This is a genomic window from Shewanella sp. Shew256 (genome assembly GCF_002196695.1).
In the GTDB taxonomy this organism is placed as follows: Bacteria; Pseudomonadota; Gammaproteobacteria; order Enterobacterales; family Shewanellaceae; genus Shewanella; species Shewanella mangrovisoli.
The window spans coordinates 128432-148050 of the sequence record NZ_NAJR01000008.1 but is presented as its reverse complement, the minus strand read 5'-3'; the positions used below and the strand labels follow the sequence as shown (position 1 = coordinate 148050).

At 49.1% G+C, this 19619-nt stretch carries 14 protein-coding genes; 11 read left to right on the top strand and 3 right to left on the bottom strand.

Translation table 11 applies throughout. The features are described from left to right. Positions 1-283: 283 nt before the first annotated feature. The gene (locus tag B5P39_RS15670) at positions 284-3073 is read right to left on the bottom strand and encodes an insulinase family protein (RefSeq protein ID WP_088212186.1); all 2790 of its coding nucleotides are present in this window, start codon (positions 3071-3073) and stop codon (positions 284-286) included. A gap of 169 nt (positions 3074-3242) precedes the next feature. Between B5P39_RS15670 and sixA the strand changes: the two genes are divergently transcribed. Then, the gene (gene sixA / locus B5P39_RS15665; protein ID WP_011625784.1) at positions 3243-3713 is read left to right on the top strand and encodes a phosphohistidine phosphatase SixA; all 471 of its coding nucleotides are present in this window, start codon (positions 3243-3245) and stop codon (positions 3711-3713) included. A gap of 65 nt (positions 3714-3778) precedes the next feature. On the opposite strand, the gene smrB is transcribed toward sixA, so the two are convergent. Continuing rightward, on the bottom strand, positions 3779-4309 hold the full coding sequence (gene smrB, locus B5P39_RS15660) for an endonuclease SmrB (protein WP_088212185.1): 531 nt from the start codon (positions 4307-4309) through the stop codon (positions 3779-3781). An 80-nt stretch (positions 4310-4389) separates the two neighbouring features. Here smrB and prmB point away from each other — a divergent pair, with 80 nt between their 5' ends. The 6 genes from prmB to B5P39_RS15630 all read left to right on the top strand — a co-directional run bounded on the left by prmB (position 4390) and on the right by B5P39_RS15630 (position 9951). Next, a complete protein-coding gene (prmB, locus tag B5P39_RS15655; protein ID WP_011716525.1) occupies positions 4390-5334 on the top strand; it encodes a 50S ribosomal protein L3 N(5)-glutamine methyltransferase in 945 nt (314 codons plus the stop codon). Positions 5335-5460: 126 nt separating this feature from the next. Then, positions 5461-6555 carry a chorismate synthase gene (aroC, locus tag B5P39_RS15650; protein ID WP_011716526.1) on the top strand — a complete coding sequence of 365 codons (1095 nt, stop codon included), beginning with the start codon at positions 5461-5463 and terminating at the stop codon, positions 6553-6555. Between the two features lie 69 nt (positions 6556-6624). Then, a complete protein-coding gene (locus tag B5P39_RS15645) occupies positions 6625-7794 on the top strand; it encodes an MFS transporter (RefSeq protein WP_088212184.1) in 1170 nt (389 codons plus the stop codon). Between the two features lie 65 nt (positions 7795-7859). Then, positions 7860-9002 (top strand): ATP-NAD kinase family protein, encoded by a 1143-nt coding sequence (locus tag B5P39_RS15640; RefSeq protein WP_088212183.1) that lies wholly within the window; start codon positions 7860-7862, stop codon positions 9000-9002. Positions 9003-9057: 55 nt separating this feature from the next. Next, positions 9058-9339: a YfcL family protein gene (locus tag B5P39_RS15635; protein ID WP_086904066.1), complete on the top strand. Its 282-nt coding sequence runs from the start codon at positions 9058-9060 to the stop codon at positions 9337-9339. A gap of 3 nt (positions 9340-9342) precedes the next feature. After that, positions 9343-9951, top strand: coding sequence for an RNA methyltransferase (locus tag B5P39_RS15630; protein WP_088212182.1), 609 nt, complete (start codon positions 9343-9345; stop codon positions 9949-9951). A gap of 173 nt (positions 9952-10124) precedes the next feature. On the opposite strand, the gene mnmC is transcribed toward B5P39_RS15630, so the two are convergent. Then, positions 10125-12212: an FAD-dependent 5-carboxymethylaminomethyl-2-thiouridine(34) oxidoreductase MnmC gene (gene mnmC, locus B5P39_RS15625; RefSeq protein ID WP_088212181.1), complete on the bottom strand. Its 2088-nt coding sequence runs from the start codon at positions 12210-12212 to the stop codon at positions 10125-10127. Between the two features lie 138 nt (positions 12213-12350). Between mnmC and fabB the strand changes: the two genes are divergently transcribed. The 4 genes from fabB (at position 12351) to B5P39_RS15605 (ending at position 19542) form a co-directional block, all read left to right on the top strand. Continuing rightward, positions 12351-13562, top strand: coding sequence for a beta-ketoacyl-ACP synthase I (gene fabB, locus B5P39_RS15620; RefSeq protein WP_176399965.1), 1212 nt, complete (start codon positions 12351-12353; stop codon positions 13560-13562). 315 nt (positions 13563-13877) lie between these two features. Then, positions 13878-15008 carry a 4-phosphoerythronate dehydrogenase gene (locus B5P39_RS15615; RefSeq protein WP_088212179.1) on the top strand — a complete coding sequence of 377 codons (1131 nt, stop codon included), beginning with the start codon at positions 13878-13880 and terminating at the stop codon, positions 15006-15008. 2 nt (positions 15009-15010) lie between these two features. Continuing rightward, positions 15011-16027, top strand: coding sequence for an aspartate-semialdehyde dehydrogenase (locus tag B5P39_RS15610; protein WP_011622207.1), 1017 nt, complete (start codon positions 15011-15013; stop codon positions 16025-16027). Between the two features lie 179 nt (positions 16028-16206). Then, positions 16207-19542, top strand: coding sequence for a FimV/HubP family polar landmark protein (locus B5P39_RS15605; protein ID WP_088212178.1), 3336 nt, complete (start codon positions 16207-16209; stop codon positions 19540-19542). Positions 19543-19619: the final 77 nt, after the last annotated feature.

Below are 19619 nucleotides of genomic sequence, written 5' to 3'. Positions count from 1 at the left end.
GTAGTTCTTAGTATTGTCCGAGGATGCCATGAAACAATTGTGTTACATCACTTTTCCAGAAATAGAAGCTTTTGTCAAAAGCCAGAATGTAAAAAATCCTTTTAATAGCATATAGATGGACTAATTTTGTACTTTGTCTTGACGCATTGACATTGATCTACCAACTTTTCCATCAGTTTTTTGCTTACTGACAATAGATACAACTATAGATTTACGTGCATTTAGCGATTTTGTTTGTTGGTTACCCATACGACATGAATACCATTACGTAAGTGCTAACTTGTCAAAAATTGAACTTTTCAGTGTTTTGTTTAAAGAGTTTAAGATCGGTAATCATATTGCCTGATTCAAGCTCTGACTGCGCCGCATGGGCAGAGCCTGTGCTAAAAAGCACTAGTCTATCGCTATGCTTAGTGCGCATTTTTCGCATCATAAACTTAATAAGATCTGGGCGAGTGAGTTTGTTGATTTCCGCGACCACTAATTCACGCTGATTAAACTGGTAATCACGGTTGCCCACGCTCACCCAATAACGCTGGCCTCGGGTTTTGAGGTTAGCATCATGTTCCATCACTTGATTGATGAGTCCCTGTTTAGTGCTTTCCCATTCTTCATTGGTAATTTGCATCACGGCATAATTAAAGTCCGCGATAAACTCATCAATTGCCTCTAATAAATGCAGTGGTCCCGTTGTCGGGGATTGAATATAGAAAATGAGTCCCGGATGGCGATTGAGTGGCAGATAACCTGTGCCGACCATGTAGCCTAATTGTTTTTCGGTCCGTAACTCATGGAAGAAGGTCGAAGACATAGTGTGGTTGAGTAAGCTAAACAGCGCCATTTTTTCTGGTGTGGCAATAGCTGATTGATAATAAACAATAATCGCACTGTCTTGATGGTCGATAGCCAATTCCCGAAGCAGGGTGCCTTGCCCGGTTAAGTTGATTAATTCACGGGTCGACTCCGCGCTTGGGCTAGAGACGAGGGATAATATATGTTCCAGTCGTTTTCCTAAGGCTTGCGCCTCTGATACAAGCCAATCGCCATAAATCAGCCCTTCGAGGTAAATCTTCTCGTAAAAGGCACGTACATGGTTATGCAGATCATTTAAGGTGATATTTTCAAGCATCTGAGCCATACGAGCCGGCTCATAGCTGCGTTTTTGCAGCGTGGCGGTCAGGCTAGTGAATAGCTGCGAAATCGGTTTGGCTTGCGCGAGGTTTTGCCAGCTACGTAGCAGTTGAGATTTTATTAACGCAAACCGTTCTTCGGTGAAATTACGTTCTCTCGCTTTTTGGATCAGCAGGGCTAACAGCGTTTCTTGATTCCCCGTAAAACCAGATAGATGCAGTGTGATCCCACCCTGATGGGGGTAAATGTTATAGCTAAGCCCTGCGACTTCCGCTTGGTAAGTGGGCTCAGTCAAGTAATCGAGCAGCATCTCAACGTATAAGCGGGTGAGGGCAGCATGTTTTGGGGTTTTACTCGCCTGCTCCGAATCGAGGGATAGATACATGTGGCCTTTGGGGACATTAAACTCATCGTCTTTTTTATGCCAAATTCGGTATCCCGTTGATTCCGCGACAATCACGGGTACGGCGACTTCACTTTTATCGGGCCGAGCAATGGAATCGGCCACGATAAAGGGATTGGCAGCAGGCAATTGCAACTCTGGGCGAATGTGTGTCACTTGCCAACGGGCAAGGGATTCGGGTTTTATCGGTAAGACTTTATAGGGCGTATGATACCAATTGGCTTTGCGGTCGGTCTTAACGGACTGTGCTATGAGTTGCAAGCGCATATTTTGCGGCGTCATTAAGCGCAATAGTTCAAGGGTTTCATCAATATCTAAGCCATCCATGCGATAGTCACCAAAGACTAAGTCTTCCACTTCGTAGTGGTGCATATTGATGCTTAAGTGGCTGGCTAAATCGAGGGATTTCACCTGCTCCTGATAGCGAAACGCCATTTTGAGCAGATTCGCTCGTTCTAAATAGCGCCAATCCTCAAGGCCTTGGTTTTTTATCAGCTCAATGTACTCAAAGCAGCTGCATACAATATCGTCAATATTGGCCACGCCTTTGTCGGTCAGTTGTAGACCTATGCTGTAGTCCTTAAAGTTATAGCCATTGACTCCGCCGCCTGCGGAGAGATTATTCACTAAACCTTGTTCTTTAAGATACGACAGCAGGCTGCCTTTACTCTCATTGCCGAGGATATGGCTAATGTAGGTCAGCGGCTTGCGTTTGTAGTAGTGATCGATACCTGGAAAGTTAAAACTAATACTTAAACGCTTTTGTTCCTTTAAGGGGATTATATTGATTTGCTTAAGCAGTTCATTTTCTGAAAACAGTGGCACATCAGGATACTGTTTGACGAGATTTAAGTTGCTGACAGCACTGAAATATTGGGCCGCGAGCGCCTGCAAATCATCTAACGGCATAGGGGCGACTAAACAGAGCGTCATTAAATTGGCACTGTAATGGCTTTGATAAAACGCCAATAGCTCGCTTCTGACCTGCGCCTGTTCTCCGCCTAGCGTGACTAAATTGCCCACGGAAAACTTTGAAAACGGATGCTGTTGATTAACAGTTTCTTTAAGCACTTGATAGGTGCGGCGGATATCGTCCTTCAGCTTTAAACTAAATTCAGATTCAATCGCTTGGCGCTCCCTATCAACTAGATCAAGGTCAAATTTGGGGGCGATAAAGAATTGGCTAAATCTGTCTAGGGAGTCGGCAAATACGTCGGCATTGATGGTAAAAAAGAAATTGGTGTGCTCTGTGCCGGTCCAAGCATTGTTACTGCCGCCGTGCTGATTGATAAAGGCATGATATTCGCCGGAGTCGGGGAATTTTTCCGTGCCTAAAAAGAGCATATGCTCTAAAAAATGTGCCATACCGGGTCTATCAACAGGATCATCAAAATGTCCTACGGCCACCGCCATGGAAGCGGCGGCTTGGCTGGCGTCCAAATCTTCGACCAATAATACCCGCAGGGCATTATCTAACACGAGATAGCGGTACTGACGATGATCGTTTGGACTTTTGTAAATAGACTGAGAGGCTTGCAAAGAGACACTCCGGTAACGATGGCTTGTTATATATTGATAGTCTTAATGGTTTTTGGCAAATATCTCTTGTGTTTATCGACTAAAGATTAACCCTTACAAGGTTTGTTGAAATCCATTTTAGGGCTACAATTGGGATAAAACAAAAACAAGTGTGGGTAGCGAGAGAAGTATGCAGCTATTTTTGATGCGACATGGTGACGCTGGATTTAATGCTCAGTCGGATAGGGACAGAACGCTTACCGATTTAGGAAGACACCATACTGTCTTAATGAGTAACTGGTTAGCCCGAAGTGTCAGCGATTTTGATCTTGTTTTGGTCAGCCCTTATCTACGTGCGCAGCAAACTTGGCAAGAATTGAGTCAGCATTTTCCCGAGCCTCGCAAATGGCTTGTCGTGGATGATTTAGTACCTTCTGGCGATCCCGCCAATGTGGCCGCCTTAATTGTTGCCTATGCCGAATTGTACAAGGCCGATAAAGTGCTGGTGATTTCCCATATGCCGCTCTTAGGCTATTTGGTCAGCGAGCTAGTTGCGGGTGTTGAGCCGCCCCTATTTGCCACCTCAGGAATTACTCTGATAGATAAACATGCCGAGCAGGCCTGCATTGTTTGGCAACATGCGCCCCACAGCATTAGTTAATGTCTTCGATAAAACAAAGGGCTCACATTAGTGGGCCCTTTGTTTTTAGAGGATAAATATGTCCATTAACGTCGATGTGGTTGGTCGCCAATATCGATAAGCACCAGCAGCGCCGCATCGCCACCCCATTCTTTAGGGGCCTGATGAAACGCTTTTACCATCGGATGTTGCACCAACCACATAGGCACCTGCTGTTTTAGTATGCCAGTGCCGTAACCGTGCATCACACAACAACATTGGCTTTGCTGTTTTACGGAGGCTTGAATGAGCGCCGCGAGCTCGAGTTTTGCCTCGGATTGGCGGTAACCATGTAAGTCCAGCAATAAATCCGGTTGGTAATCGCCGCGTCTCAAGCGTTTAAGCTCGAGACTGTCGACACCCTCATCGAGCCAACGCATTGGCCCCTGAACGGGTAGCAGAGGTTGATAAGTATCTGAGAAATAACTGTCAGCATGCAGTTGCTGCTCTTTCAGTTCAATTTCCTGTTTGGTTTTTAGGGGCGTGCGAAAATGCCGCTTATCTTGGGCGATAGGTTTTATCCCCTCGATCAGCGCCGAAAACATCGCCATGCCTTCTTTATCATCGTCTTTATTCATGGCGGGTATTCTATTGAATCCTATGGTTTCTGAATAGAGTTCAGTTACAATGTTTGAGAACAAACAAGCGGGAGAGCGTTTTGGATAAGATCTTTGTAGATGAAGCTGTAACAGAGTTACGCACCATAGGTGACATGTTGCGTTGGGCGGTGAGCCGCTTTAATGATGCCAATGTGTACTATGGCCACGGGACGGATAACGCGTGGGACGAGGCTATCGCCTTAGTATTTCATGCGCTGCATTTGCCCGAAGAAATCGGCCAACAGGTGATTTTAAGTAACTTAACCAGCAGCGAAAAACACAAAATCGTTGAGCTGATCATTCGCCGCGTACGTGAACGTTTACCTGTGCCTTATTTAACCAATAAAGCGCGCTTTGCAGGGCTAGAGTTCTATGTGGATGAGCGCGTATTGGTGCCACGTTCACCTATCGCCGAGATGATTGCCAATCGCTTTGGCCCTTGGTTATACGGCAAACCTGTTAATCGTATTTTAGATTTATGTACCGGCAGTGGTTGTATCGCAATTGCCTGTGCCTACGAATTTGATGAAGCCGAGGTCGATGCGCTGGATATCAGCGAAGATGCTCTCGATGTGGCGCAAATCAACGTTGAAACCTTAGGGGTAATGGACAGAGTGTTCCCGATGCAATCTGATCTGTTTTCAGCCATTCCTGAAGGTCCACAATATGATTTGATTGTCTCTAATCCGCCCTATGTGGATGAAGAAGATATCGGCGATATGCCAGATGAATACCACCATGAGCCAGCTATTGGTTTAGCCTCGGGTCGCGATGGCCTCGATTTAACCAAACGCATTTTAGCGAATGCGGCCCAATACCTGACACCAACGGGGATTTTAGTGGTTGAGGTGGGTAACTCTATGGTGCATCTGATGGAGCAATTCCCTGAAGTGCCTTTTACTTGGGTGAGTTTTGAACACGGCGGAGACGGTGTGTTTGTGTTGACACGCGATCAACTGGTCGAACATCAATCGCTTTTTGCTATTTATCGCGACGCGCAATAATCACAATAAGAATAAATTAGGTTGAGTCTTTTCCCGCTGCCAGTTAGGCTTGCAGCGGGAAAAAGAATTGTCCAGCCATTGCTGGGCGCGGAGCGATAAGCAAATCATTTAAGGTGTAAAAAGCGGATGTCTGGAAACAGTATTGGTCAAAATTTTGTGGTGACTACCTTTGGTGAAAGTCACGGTGTGGCGCTCGGGTGTATTATTGATGGTTGCCCACCAGGGCTCGAACTCACTGAAGCCGATATGCAACATGATTTAGACCGCCGTCGTCCTGGCACATCCCGTTATACCACCGCGCGCCGTGAGCCTGATGAAGTACGGATCTTATCCGGTGTGTTTGAAGGCAAAACCACAGGCACCTCCATTGGGCTTCTGATCGAAAACACCGATCAGCGCAGCCAAGATTACTCCAATATCAAAGATTTATTCCGCCCAGGGCATGCCGATTATACCTATCAGCAAAAGTATGGCCTGCGTGATTACCGTGGCGGTGGCCGCTCATCGGCCCGCGAAACCGCTATGCGGGTTGCGGCGGGCGCTGTGGCGAAAAAGTATTTAAAACAAGTGCATGGCATTAGTATCCAAGGTTATATGTCGCAACTTGGGCCGATTAGTGCCGAGACCCTCGATTTTAGTCAAATCGAGCAGAACGCCTTTTTCTTCCCCGATGCGAGTAAGCTCGAGGCGCTGGATGAGTATATGCGCGAGCTGAAAAAATCCGGTGATTCCATAGGCGCCAAAATCTCTGTAGTGGCGACTGGTGTTCCCGTGGGACTGGGCGAACCCGTATTCGACAGGCTCGATGCCGATATCGCCCATGCCTTAATGGGCATCAACGCGGTAAAAGGCGTTGAAATCGGCGATGGTTTTGGTGTTGTCACGCAAAAGGGCTCGGAAGGGCGCGATTTAATGTCGCCACTGGGTTTTGAATCAAATCATGCCGGTGGCATACTTGGCGGCATTTCATCGGGTCAACCCATTGTTGCCCATATTGCACTAAAACCGACCTCGAGTATCAGTGTGCCGGGCCAAAGCATGACGGCCCAAGGTGAAATGGCGGAAGTGGTGACTAAAGGTCGTCACGACCCCTGTGTCGGGATCCGTGCGGTACCGATCGCCGAAGCTATGCTGGCGATTGTGTTGATGGATCATCTGTTAAGACACAGAGCTCAAAATCAGGATGTTCGCAGTCATACACCGATCCTCGGCATGAGATAGGTGCGATGAATGAGACCGTCTGCATGGAATAAAGATGCATAGCGGCTGTGTAATAAATGGAATGCGTTAATGCCAACAATCTCTAGCACAAGCCAGCAGTTACGCTGGCTATGTGCCTGTTATTTTTTCTTCTTTTCAATTCTCGGCACTATGATCCCTTACCTTGGGGTCTTCTTCGAAAACCGTGGATTTAACCCTCAAGAAATCGGTTTTTTGCTCGCGATTTTAATGGCGACCCGTATCGTGGCACCCAATGTGTGGGCTAAGGTGGCCGATCGCACTGGCATGCGCTCCGAATTGGTGAAGATGGGCGCGGGCGCCGCAATGCTGGCGTATTTGAGTTTCTTCTACCACGGTGGCTTTGTGTATATGGCGCTCAGCCTCGCGCTGTATACCTTCTTCTGGAACGCGATTTTGGCGCAGCTTGAGGTGATCACCCTCGAAACTTTAGGTGAAAATGCCAGCCGCTATGGGCAAATCCGCAGTTTTGGCAGTATTGGCTATATCTGCTTAGTGGTTGGAGCTGGTTTTGCCATCGGCCAATGGGGCACCGAGGTGTTGCCTTATATTGGTTTAGCCTTGTTTACTGGGATGCTGGTCAGCGCCTTGCCGTTGCCAGCTAATCGTGCCGTACGTCCTCAAGGGCTGGAGCGCCAGCCGCTCAAATGGACTAAACCCATTCTGTGGTTCATGGTGTCGGCGATGTTATTACAGATGAGCGCTGGGCCTTTTTACGGTTTTTTTGTGCTTTATCTTAAGCAGGCGGGATACACCGAAGCGGCCGCGGGGATTTTTGTCGCCCTCGGTGCAATGGCCGAAATCGTAATGTTTATGTTTGCGCCTCGCTTACTTGGACGTTATGGCGTCAATACCTTGCTTGTTGTCAGTATCGCCATGACCGCCGTGCGCTGGTTGCTGGTGGCCTTTGGCGTTGAGAGCATGTTATTACTGGGTTTGAGCCAAGTGCTGCATGCGTTCACCTTCGGTTTGACCCATGCGGCCTCGATTCAGTTTGTGCATCGAAATTTTGATGCCAGTCATCGCAGCCAAGGGCAAGCCCTGTATGCCAGCTTAAGCTTTGGGGTTGGCGGCGCGCTCGGGACTTGGATTTGCGGTTATATCTGGGGTGATGGTAGCGGCGCTGTATGGTCTTGGGTATTTGCGGCGGCCTGTGCCTTTGCGGCCATGTTAGCGGTATTTTTGATCCCTAAGGATAGGCCGCAAGCGGTTGCTGCATAAGCTTATATTTTATTTTTAAAAATAACTCATTGTAAAAACTAGAATAATTAACAAGAGAGGTTAAGGTGATCCGGTTTCGTTTAGGCTTAGTCATCAATCCACTGGCGGGTTTAGGTGGTAGTGTGGGTCTTAAAGGCAGCGATGGCGTGGCCGAGCAGGCACTCGCCTTAGGTGCCGAGCCCAAGGCGATAAAGCGTATGATGCAAGCCTTAGAAGTGATTGCCCCTTTTGCCAATGATATCGAAATCATTACCGCCTCAGGTGTGATGGGGGAGGATGCCGCCAACGCTTTAGGTTTTAATACCCGTGTGGTGTATCAAACTCCGGATAAAACTCAAGCCGTTGACACCCAAGCCGTTGTGCGTACCTTGCTTGATGAACCGTTAGATTTATTACTGTTTGCGGGGGGCGATGGCACGGCGCGCGATGTGTATAGCGTGTTTGAACAAGCCGTTATCGACGATAAATTACCCGTGCTTGGTGTTCCGGCTGGGGTAAAAATCCATTCGGGCGTTTACGGTATCACACCCCATGCTGCGGGTATGGTCGTGAAAATGCTGCTCGAAGGTGAGTTAGTCAGCCTGATGAGCGCCGATGTGATGGATATTGATGAAGTGGCCTTTCGCCAAGGCACGGTGCGCGCCAAACGGTTTGGTGAGCTGTTAGTGCCTGCAGAACCCCGTTATGTGCAAGCGGTGAAGATGGGCGGAAAAGAAGTCGATGAGCTTGTGCTCGCCGACATTGCCGCCGATGTTATCCAGCAGATGGAAGACGAGCTGTACATTATGGGCTCGGGCAGTACGGTCGCCTTTGTAATGGAAGAGCTTGGCCTCGATAACACCCTGTTAGGGGTTGATATTATCCAAGATAAAACCTTAGTAGCGAGTGATTTAACCGCCAAGCAGTTGCTCGACCTTACCCAAGATAAGCCGGCAAGACTGGTTATTACCTTGATTGGCGGGCAGGGGCATATTCTTGGTCGTGGCAACCAGCAGTTGTCGCCAGAGCTTATCCGCCGCCTCGGCAAGGACAATATTATTATCCTCGCCACAAAAACTAAGCTAAAAGCACTTGAAGGACGCCCCTTAATTGTGGATAGTGGCGACCCTCAATTAGATCGTGAGCTTTGTGGCTATTACAAAGTGACGACGGGTTACCATGATTATGTGATGTATCAGGTGGCCAACCCCGACTATTCAGATTTATAGCACCGAGGGGCCAGTGGCCATTTGGGCGAAATACGTTATTGGAGAGTTTGACCCGATGTTAGAGCAGTATGAAGAAGCACTAGAACAGTGGATTGAGTCTGTAGTGAGCCATGGTGATGATGACGCCTTATTTGCCTGTGGTTATCTACAAGGCCATGTGGCGGTGGTGTTATCGCAACTCGAAGACGAAGGCGAGAGCACGCTAGCAGCCTTGCTCGAAAAAATGACCGACTGTTTAGCCCTCGCGCGCCAAGAATTAAATGATGCCGATTTTGCATTAGTGGAAGCGGCGTGGACACAATTGCATGGCAAGATTGTTAGTCATTTAGCGGCGTAATTGATGAGTACATCCACGACGACGTCGGTTGATGCCATGGCAAAACCTGAGGCGAAGCAAGCGGTTTATATCGGTCTAGTCAATCCGAAAACCCCGACGAACGTAGGCGGCATTATGCGCGCTTCGGGTTGTTATGGTGTCGATGCCGTGTTCTACACCGGCAAACGCTATGAGTATGCCGCCCGTGGGCCGCAGCAATATAATGCCGATACGCAGAGCGCCGCCGAGCGCATTCCGTTAACTGGGGTGTCCTCCTTACTCGATGCGCTCCCCTCTGACACTAAGCTGGTATGCGTGGATTTAGTCCTAGGGGCAACACCCTTACCTGAGTTTGTGCATCCCGAGAAAGCCTTTTATGTGTTTGGCCCAGAGGATGGCACCATTGGCCAAGATATTATCGATAGAGCCGATGCAGTAGTGTATGTGCCAACTGTGGGATGCATGAATCTGGCGGCCTCGGTGAACGTACTACTTTACGATAGATTGGCGAAAGCCCATCGCGAGCAGGTATCTGCTCAGACCGAGTTTGATGGTGATGCCTTGATCCGCCAAAGTCGCGACAATAATAATCGTACCCGAGTAAAAACCACTAAACAGGGTTCTTCGACCTAGGGTTAACGCTCAACGGTTCATGTTTGATAGTTAATGCAAAAAGGATTAAGCACTGCTTAATCCTTTTTTGTTTTGGGCTGCCAATTATTGGGGCGTTAAGATATAAGCCTGATTAACACTCAACGATAAGCCTTGTTTTTAATTACACAGGTTTTCACTTAAACCGCTCTTTACTAAAGCGCTTTACCCTTTAGTAATTTGCGTAACCACATCCGATTGGGGTTGAGTTTATTTAAGGTAGGCCAATCCAGTGGCAGCGGCTCTCCGGTTAACTGTGCCGCCAAGCATTCGGCCACCAAGGGGCCTGAACTTAATCCCCGCGACCCTAAACCACCCAAAATATAAAGGCCATCGAGGATAGGCGCGGGGGTCGTTTGCCAATAATGCTTGCTTTGTTCGGCCTGCTGTTGATTGAGTTGATGCTGTTCATAGCGCGCCAATATTTCAGCCACATCGGGCGCACAGCCCATCATGGGGAAATGATCCCGCGTTACCATCCGCACGCCGACACGAGCGCTATTGCCGCTGATGTCGATATCGTCAACCCAGGCTTGGTTGGGATAGCTTTCTTGCATTTTCCCTAGATTTTCCCGTTGCTCCTGCGGGCAAAAATCAAAGTGCTCTGCTGCTTTCACATAACTGGCACCGAGGCAATGCAAGCCTTGATGACTCGGCGTGAGGTAACCGTTCGCGCATAACACGGTCGCCAATTGGCTCAGCTGAAATTGGGCGGGGACATGGCTCACTTGGCCGCGAAACGGACTTATCTGTAACCGCTCACTGGCCGAAAATTGAGTGAGCTGTGCGCCATTGGCGAGCACGACTTGGCTGTAGGGCCCAAAACGCTGGCCTTGGTTGTGGAGATACCAAGCCTGCGTATCACATTCAATTTCGGTGATCTCGGTATTGAAATGGCACTGCACATTGGCAAGTTGCGAGGCCTTGTCCACCGCAGCCTTGGCGTATTCAAAAGGGCATACCCAGCCACCAAGGGGATAAAAAAATCCAGCCTTATCAATGCCTATTAGGGCTATCTCGTTGGCTTCATTCGCATCAACGGCGTAGGCGATTTCCGCAGGCCAGTCCTGACTTTGGATGATTTTATCCAACCGTTGTTGGCTGCGCTCATCATGACCCGTTTGCAGTACCCCACAAAAATCATGGGAAATCGCGGTAATATTAGGGGCGGCGTCTGTCTCCATCATCGACGTATGGCTTAGCGCCTCAATACGGCGGCGGCTGAACAAAAATGCCTGTTGGAAAAAACGGCTAAGCTCATCATTTTCAGGCGTGAGTAGGGGGTAAATTGCCCCCTGGCGATTGCCTGATGCGCCTTGACCTAACTCATTATCCTTACAAAACAATATGCTACTCTGGCCTCGTTCGGCGAGGGATAGCATTAGATTTGCCGATGCCAGTCCGCCACCGACGATGGCAACAGGGTGATCTATAGCCGCGAGCGCTGCAGGTTTTGGGGTAAATGCTTGAGCCGTATCGGCTTGCTGGCGCAGCAGTTTGCGCTCATGGAGCAAAATCTCATCGGTGATAATCTGACTTGCGTCGTTTGCATCAGCATTCAAGGCATCTTGGCTGACATTAAGTGTGCTAAAGCCACTGCTGTGGGCAAACTGCTGCACGGTTTCTGCCAAATTTGCCCCAATCAACTGGGCATCATCGGCACTCAAACGCGCCATTTGCCAGACTAGTTTGCCGCTTAACTGCGATGCCAAATGCGGTAAAACCAGCCATTGCTGAATAGGATGAGCAGGGCTGTGGGGCAGTTGACTAAGTGCTGTATGTAGGTCGCCAAAATGCAAATCGACCGTGATGCGGCCGTCATCAAAGATTAATCTCTGGCACCCTATAATGCGTGCAGGTTTTGCCTTAAGTATTGCATCGGCAAGCGGTTGTAAATGAGGCGTGGAAATTAAGCTTTGCGATTGATCCCAAAGTAATTTAAGTTCGTAATCGTTAATGGGATTGGGTTCAAACACTTTGACTAACAGCCGTGTGTTGCTTTGAGTCTGGGTTTGCCAGTGTTGTAGTAGAGAGAGCAGCTCGAGTCCATCGCCCAATCCCCATTGCCCCATGACGCACAGTCCTTGACCGAGTTGGGCTGATGGCGTCGTTAAACGAGAGCGTTGAAGGCGAGTTAAATTGTCCAGAGACTGTGCAGTAGTCAACGCGCATGGGGGATAAAGGTTGATCAATTGCGGGTAATCACGCTTAAATTGGCAAGATTTTTGGGGCTTAGCAGTCAAAGAAATATACTCTCGGTCTCATATTGGGCATTATTTTACCCGCCTTTATGGAAAGCTGACCACTTAATTGAAGCAAAACAGATACTATTGGCTCAGCAAAAAGTAGGTACTGACATGTACACAATGGATAGCAATAAAATGAAAAGAGTCGTGATCACCGGAATGGGTGTTGTTTCAAGTATCGGTAATAACAAGCAAGAAGTGACTGAGTCACTTAAAGCGGGCCGTAGTGGTATTACACATTCCGCTCAGTTTGAAGAAATGCAACTACGCAGTCATGTATGGGGCAATATCAAATTAGATCCTTCTGAGCTGATTGACCGTAAAGCGCTGCGTTTTATGGGCGATGCTGCGGCATATGCTTACATTGCAATGCAAGAAGCCATTAAGGATGCTCAGTTAACTGAAGAGCAGTATTCAAATCCTCGCGTAGGTTTGATTGTAGGCACAGGCGGCGCTTCGTCTTCTAACCAAGTTCAAGCGGCGGATATTCTGCGCGAAAAAGGCGTAAAACGCGTGGGTCCTTATATCGTGCCACGCATTATGTCGAGCACAGCCAGCGCGTGTTTGGCGACCCCCTTCAAAATCAAAGGCATGAACTACTCTATCAGCTCAGCCTGTGCGACCAGTGCTCACTGTATCGGTCACGCCGTTGAACTTATCCAAATGGGTAAGCAAGATATGGTGTTTGCGGGCGGTTCAGAAGAAGTGGATTGGACCCTGACCATGGGCTTCGATGCGATGGGTGCACTGTCGACTAAATACAACGACACTCCAGAAAAAGCCTCTCGTACCTATGATGCGGACCGTGACGGTTTCGTGATCTCCGGTGGCGGCGGTATCTTAATCGTTGAAGAGTTAGAGCACGCTCTGGCTCGTGGCGCGAAGATTTACGCTGAAGTGATTGGTTATGGCGCATCATCAGACGGTTACGACATGGTTGCTCCGTCTGGCGAAGGTGCGGTGCGTTGTATGCAAATGGCTCTGGCCGGTGTGGACACGCCAATTGATTACATCAACACCCACGGTACTTCTACCCCAGTTGGTGACGTGCGTGAGTTAGAAGCTCTTCGTGAAGTCTTTAAAGACAAGTGCCCACCAGTTGCATCGACTAAGTCTATGACTGGCCATGCCTTAGGCGCGGCGGGTGTACACGAAGCCATCTACAGCTTGATCATGATGGAAAACAGCTTTATTGCTCCTAGCATCAACATCGATAACTTAGATGAAGCCGCGAAGGACATGCCAATCGTGCGTGAATACCGCGATGCAGAGCTAAACACTGTGATGAGCAACAGCTTTGGTTTTGGTGGCACTAACGCAACATTAGTGATGCGTAAATATAAGTAAGCCATTATTTTCGTTAAAAAAGGAAGCCTAAGCTTCCTTTTTTATTGGCTGAAATTGAGCAATACCAATCACATTAAATATCTAATCAGTTCAGAGCCTCACTGGCATTTCAATCCAAGGCGCATTGATGCAGATATGCTTATTCCCTTTTAAGTCGATGTAACGCGGGAATGGGATGCCTGTGTGGCTCCCGCTGAATGAACAGATATTTAATACGATTGGCATAATGCGACTTAGAGATTGGGTTTATGATCAGAGTCTTGCTAGAATCCTTGGCTACTCATTCTCTAGCCCATTTTTATCAGAAAGGTCCCCATGAAGATTGTTGTCGATGAAAATATGCCCTATGTCGAACCCTTATTTGGGGCGTTAGGCGAGATAATCCCAGTCAATGGCCGCACGCTGACGCCTGAGCTGGTGCAAGATGCCGATGTGCTGCTGGTGCGCTCGGTCACCCGAGTGAATGCCGCACTGTTAGATGCCAATTCAAAACTTAAGTTTGTCGGCAGTGCCACCATAGGGACGGATCATGTGGATCTGGGCTACCTTGCAGGGCGTGGCATCCCCTTTTCGAATGCGCCCGGCTGTAATGCGACCGCAGTCGGGGAGTTTGCTTTTATTGCGATGTTAGAACTGGCGGCGCGGTTTAATTCGCCGCTCAAGGGCAAAGTCGTGGGGATTGTCGGTGCGGGTAATACTGGTAGCGCAACGGCCAAATGCCTCGAAGCCTACGGCATTAAGGTATTACTCAATGACCCCATCAAAGCGGCCGAAGGCGATCCCCGCCATTTTGTGAGCCTTGAAACTCTATTAAATGAAGCAGATATCGTCAGCCTACATGTGCCCATCACTCGCACTGGCGAGCATAAGACGCTGCATCTTTTCGATGAAGCGCGCCTGATGAGTCTTAAATCCAATACCTGGCTTGTGAACTGTTGCCGCGGTGATGTGATTGATAATCGAGCCTTAATTAAGGTTAAGCAGCAAAGGGATGACCTTAAATTGGTGCTCGATGTATGGGAAGGGGAGCCAAATCCCATGCCGGAGCTGGTGCCTTTTGCTGAGTTTGCGACCCCGCATATCGCCGGTTACAGCTTAGAGGGTAAGGCCCGCGGCACTTTTATGCTGTACCAAAAGTTGTGTGAGTTGTTAGCCATTCCGGCCACTAAACGCTTATCTGAGCTCCTGCCTCCATTTCATTTTAAGGCGGTTGAACTCGAACAAGCCCCCGATGAAAAAGCCTTATTACAGCTGGCGAGATTCGTCTACGACCTGCGTGATGACGATGCCGTATTCCGAAATGGCTTTGTAAAGGAGAATGGCTTCGACACTATGAGAAAAAATCACAAACATAGACGCGAATTTAGTGCATTGGCGCTGGCTTATCACGGCCAATCTGAGGTAGATTGGTTGTCCAATTTAGGTTTTTCAGGAGTCGGTCGGTAATTATGTCGCAGGAATTTAATGTTGTCGTTTTAGGTGCATCGGGTGCAGTGGGTCAAACAATGATTGAGATCCTCGAAGAGCGTAACTTCCCGGTTGCGAACTTATATCCTTTAGCCAGTAGCCGTAGCGCCGGTGAAACGGTCAGCTTCCATGGCAAACAAGTTACCATTTTGGACGTCGAAACCTTCGATTGGAGTCAAGCACAAATCGGTTTCTTCTCTGCCGGTGGCGATGTCTCGGCCAAGTGGGCGCCTATCGCCGCTGAAGCGGGTTGTGTGGTGATCGATAACACCTCTCACTTCCGCTACGACATTGATATTCCACTGGTTGTGCCTGAGGTTAACCCCCATGCGATTGCCGATTTCCGCAACCGTAATATCATTGCAAACCCGAACTGCTCGACCATTCAAATGCTGGTGGCTCTAAAACCGATTTACGACACTTACGGTATCAGCCGTATTAACGTCGCGACCTATCAGTCAGTCTCTGGAACAGGTAAGAAGGCGATTGAAGAACTGGCAAAACAATGTACTAAGCTGCTGCAAGGTCTGCCTGCTGACGCTGAAGTTTATCCAAAGCAAATCGCATTTAACGTATTGCCGCAAATCGATAAATTTATGGATAACGGCTACACCAAAGAAGAAATGAAGATGGTCTGGGAAACCCAGAAGATTTTCGGTGATGACGAAATCCTCGTTAACGCAACGGCCGTGCGTGTACCAGTCTTCTATGGTCACTCTGAAGCCGTACATATTGAGACGCGCCAACCTGCGGATGCAGAAGATATTAAAGCTTTACTGCGCGATGCCGAAGGAGTGGTATTGTTCGAATCCGATGACGAATATCCAACAGCTGTAACCCATGCAGCAGGTACCGATCCTGTTTATGTGGGCCGTGTGCGTAAGGATATTTCCCATTCTCACGGTATTAACCTTTGGGTGGTGTCGGACAATATTCGTAAAGGCGCAGCCTTAAACAGTGTGCAAATTGCCGAGATTTTAGTGAGAGACTATTACTAACTCTTAAGTGGCGATTGATGCCCAGTGAAAAAGCCTGCTGCCAGCAGGCTTTTTTTGTTTTACAATTGTGAACAGTAGCAGGGCTGGGATTTCTAGTTTATAGTAATCTCAATAAATACAATTGCCTAAAGCCTGTTATCAGCGAGATAACTTAAATAGCGCTTCAAAGGGAAGGATTGATGAAATTTCGCACTTCGTATCTTGTGGGCCTGATGGCCACCGTTTTAGCTGTTTCTTCCACGACCTCTTTTATTGATCCTGCGATAGCTGCTGATACTCCCAAAATAAAACCTTTAAAAATCATGGGCCCAGACGGACAGATCCGTCAGGTCAATCATCAATATGGACCAACGACCTCTAAGGACACTTTCTGGAGCATTGCGCAAAAAGTCCGCCCCGATGCTAGTGTCAGCGTTTATCAGGTGATGGCCGCGGTATTTGATGCTAACCCCCATGCGTTTAACTCCGACAGTTATAACAGCCTCGAACGTGGCATGATTTTGCTGATCCCTTCGAAAGAAGTGATGCTCGCCATTCCCAATAGTCTGGCCATTGCCCGCGCCGAGCGCAGCGATAAGCAGGCTCGTTCTGGCGCTAAAGCCACGCCTAGGGTAGAAACCAAACCTGCGACTAAGCCAGCGGCACCGACTCAGACAGTTGCACAGCCTAAACCTAAGGTGGAGACGCCCCCTAAGGCCGAGGTGAAGCCCGAAGCGGCGACAGCGACCAAAGCGGAAGTGGCAGCGACACCAACCGCGCCTAAGATGGTGAGTTCGGATATCAATGCACGCCTCGAAGCAGCGGAGAGCAAGAATTTATCCCTGACTGACGAGTTAGCCAGAGCGCAAGATCAACTCGCGGTGAGAAATACCGATGTTGAGACACTCAAAGCCAAGGTTGAAGAATTAAATCAACAGATTGCGGTATTAGAAGAAACTCTGCAGGCCAGCAAGAAGCAAAACCTTGCCCTTAAAGCCGAGGTCGAGGCCGCACAAACACCAGAAGCGGCTACGACTGATGAGCCTGCCATGCCCGCAGAGCCCGATGATCTGTGGCGTAACCTGATGAGTAATCCGCTACTCCTTGTGGCGGCGGCGGTGATCCCCGCATTATTGCTACTGGTCCTCGTCTTCTGGCTATTACGCCGTAAACGCAATAAAGAGCGCCGCGAGCTAGAAGCGCAGCAGGCGGCTATGATGGCCGCGGGTGCGGCTGGCGTGGCGAGTGCGTCTGTGCTGGCGATGGACGATGACGATCTTAGCGACATCGCGGTGCATTTAGATACTGACCATGCCGATTCTATCGACAGCTTACTCGATGTCGGCAGTGTCGACCTGCAACCCGAGCAGGAAATGACCGATAGCCATGAACAGATGGACATGGCATCAGAAATGTTTATTGACCCAGGTGTTAGCACTGAACCTGAACCTCAGTTTGAAGAGGAAGAAGGCCAGTCTCTAGACGATCTCTGGGCTGAGGCCATGGGTGATCAAGAGGAAGCCGAAGCTTTAGCCGAAGAGAAAGCGGCATCCGGCAATATTCTGGAGGAAGAAGATCTCGATGCACTGCTGGCCGGATTGGGCTCTGAAGAAGAGACTCCTCAGGAGGCTCAAGCCACAGCTGCAGGGCTGGACACACTCGACGAATTAGCCGGTTTCGATTTACCTGCTGAACCAGAGCCCGCCGCTGAGGATGAAGATTTAGCCGCCGCGATTGCCGCCGAACTCGATTCTGAGCTTGAAAACGACGCAGCGCCAGCCGACGATGATATCGATGCGTTACTCGCAGGCTTTAACCAGCCCGAGGTTAACGAGCCTGCCACAGCGGCCGATGAGGATCTTGATGCCTTACTGACCGATGATGCTCAGGCACCAGCAGAAGCAGCTGACGATCTCGGCGATGAAATTGCCGCCGAGTTGGATGATGACTTAGCCGAGTTAGGCGTCGCGCAAACCGATGATATTGATGCTTTGCTGGCAGATTTTGATAAACCCGCCGCGCCCGAACCCGATTTAAGCGATGAAATTGCCGCCGAGCTCGATGATGACTTAACTGATATAGGCGTAAGCGAATCCGATGATATCGATGCGCTTCTTGCCAGCTTTGATGCTCCCGCGCAGCCCGATCCTGAAGTCGCCGCGGCGATTGCTGCCGAGTTGGATGATGAACTCGCTCCCGACTTACCAACGAGCGATGAAGACCTCGACCAGTTATTGGCAGGCTTTAACACGCAAGAAGCGCTCGTCGAAGAGGCTATTGTCGACGATGCAGAGGCCGAGGATATGGCTCAAGCAGAAGCCGCCCTTGAGCGCGATGACATCGCCACCGAACTCGAAGCCGCATTACCTGAAGACCTGTCGACGGCTGATGACGACCTCGATTCACTCTTAGCCGAGTTCGATGTGCCAGAACAAGCCGAGGCTGATGCCGACGACTTTAACTTCGACTTAGAAACCACCCATGTCGAGCCAGAAGAAAAAGACGAGGAAGAAGATTTACTCAAGGGAATTGGTGCCGCCCATGCCATTGATGGCACAGACGATACTTTCGAGCTGAGCGAAGAGATTGCGGATAACCAAGACAGTGCGGATAACGCTGCCGCAGAACCTAAGTTTACAGGCTTTGATGAAGATACTGACGATATCGCGCCGGCACTGGCGGGTGCCGCTGTCGCCGCATCAGTAGCGGCTGCAGCAAGTGCGAAAGAAAAAGAGTCATCTTTCTTCAATGACTTAAAGGCCAATAAGACTAAAGATCCCCATGTGCTCGATTGGGATACCGAACTGAATTTTGCGCCTACGCCTAAGGCGGAAACGCTGGTCAAACCGGAAACCGATTTGCCTTTAGATCCTGTACCAGTGCAGGGCACTAAACGTCAACCGCTGGAGTTTGCGCCAGATGCGAAACCAGAGGTTGATGCCAAAAATACAGCTGCGAGCACTGAGTTTAACCTCGACGATGAGCTGGATTTGGGCCGCGAGTTTGATTTAAAAGACGATACAGATGACGTTGATTTAAGCGATGACAGCGTGCTTGCCGCCTTTAGCACCAATACCGAACCCGAAGAGGAAGAGGTATTAACGCCTGAGGATAGCTTTGCCCTCGATGATGAGCATACGCTCACCGTCGATGAGGCCTTAGCCGCCCTCGATGCGCAGGAATCCCGCAAGTCGAAGAAGTTTGTTCCAGAGCATGATTTAACTAACTTCCAAAACGAGCACGGTTATATCGATATCGAAAAACTGCTTAACGATGCCGAGCAGGACAACACTGAGACAGATCTTTATCCCGAAATGGATGTGGAGATGAGCGATGTCGGCGCCCTGATTGGCGATGCCGCCATGATCGACGTGGACGATGAGGAAAACTCGGTCAATGCCAAGCTCGATTTAGCCCGTGCCTATATCGAAATTGATGACAGCGACAGTGCTAAAGCCTTGCTACGGGAAGTTCAAATCGATGGTAATGAGCGTCAGCAAGAAGAAGCGGCCCGTTTACTTAAAGAGATGGGTTAATCCTTAAAGGGCTTGATTTCACACTAACGGCGCGCAGAGCGCCGTTTTTTTTGTGGGCTGCTGTGATAAAATGCGCC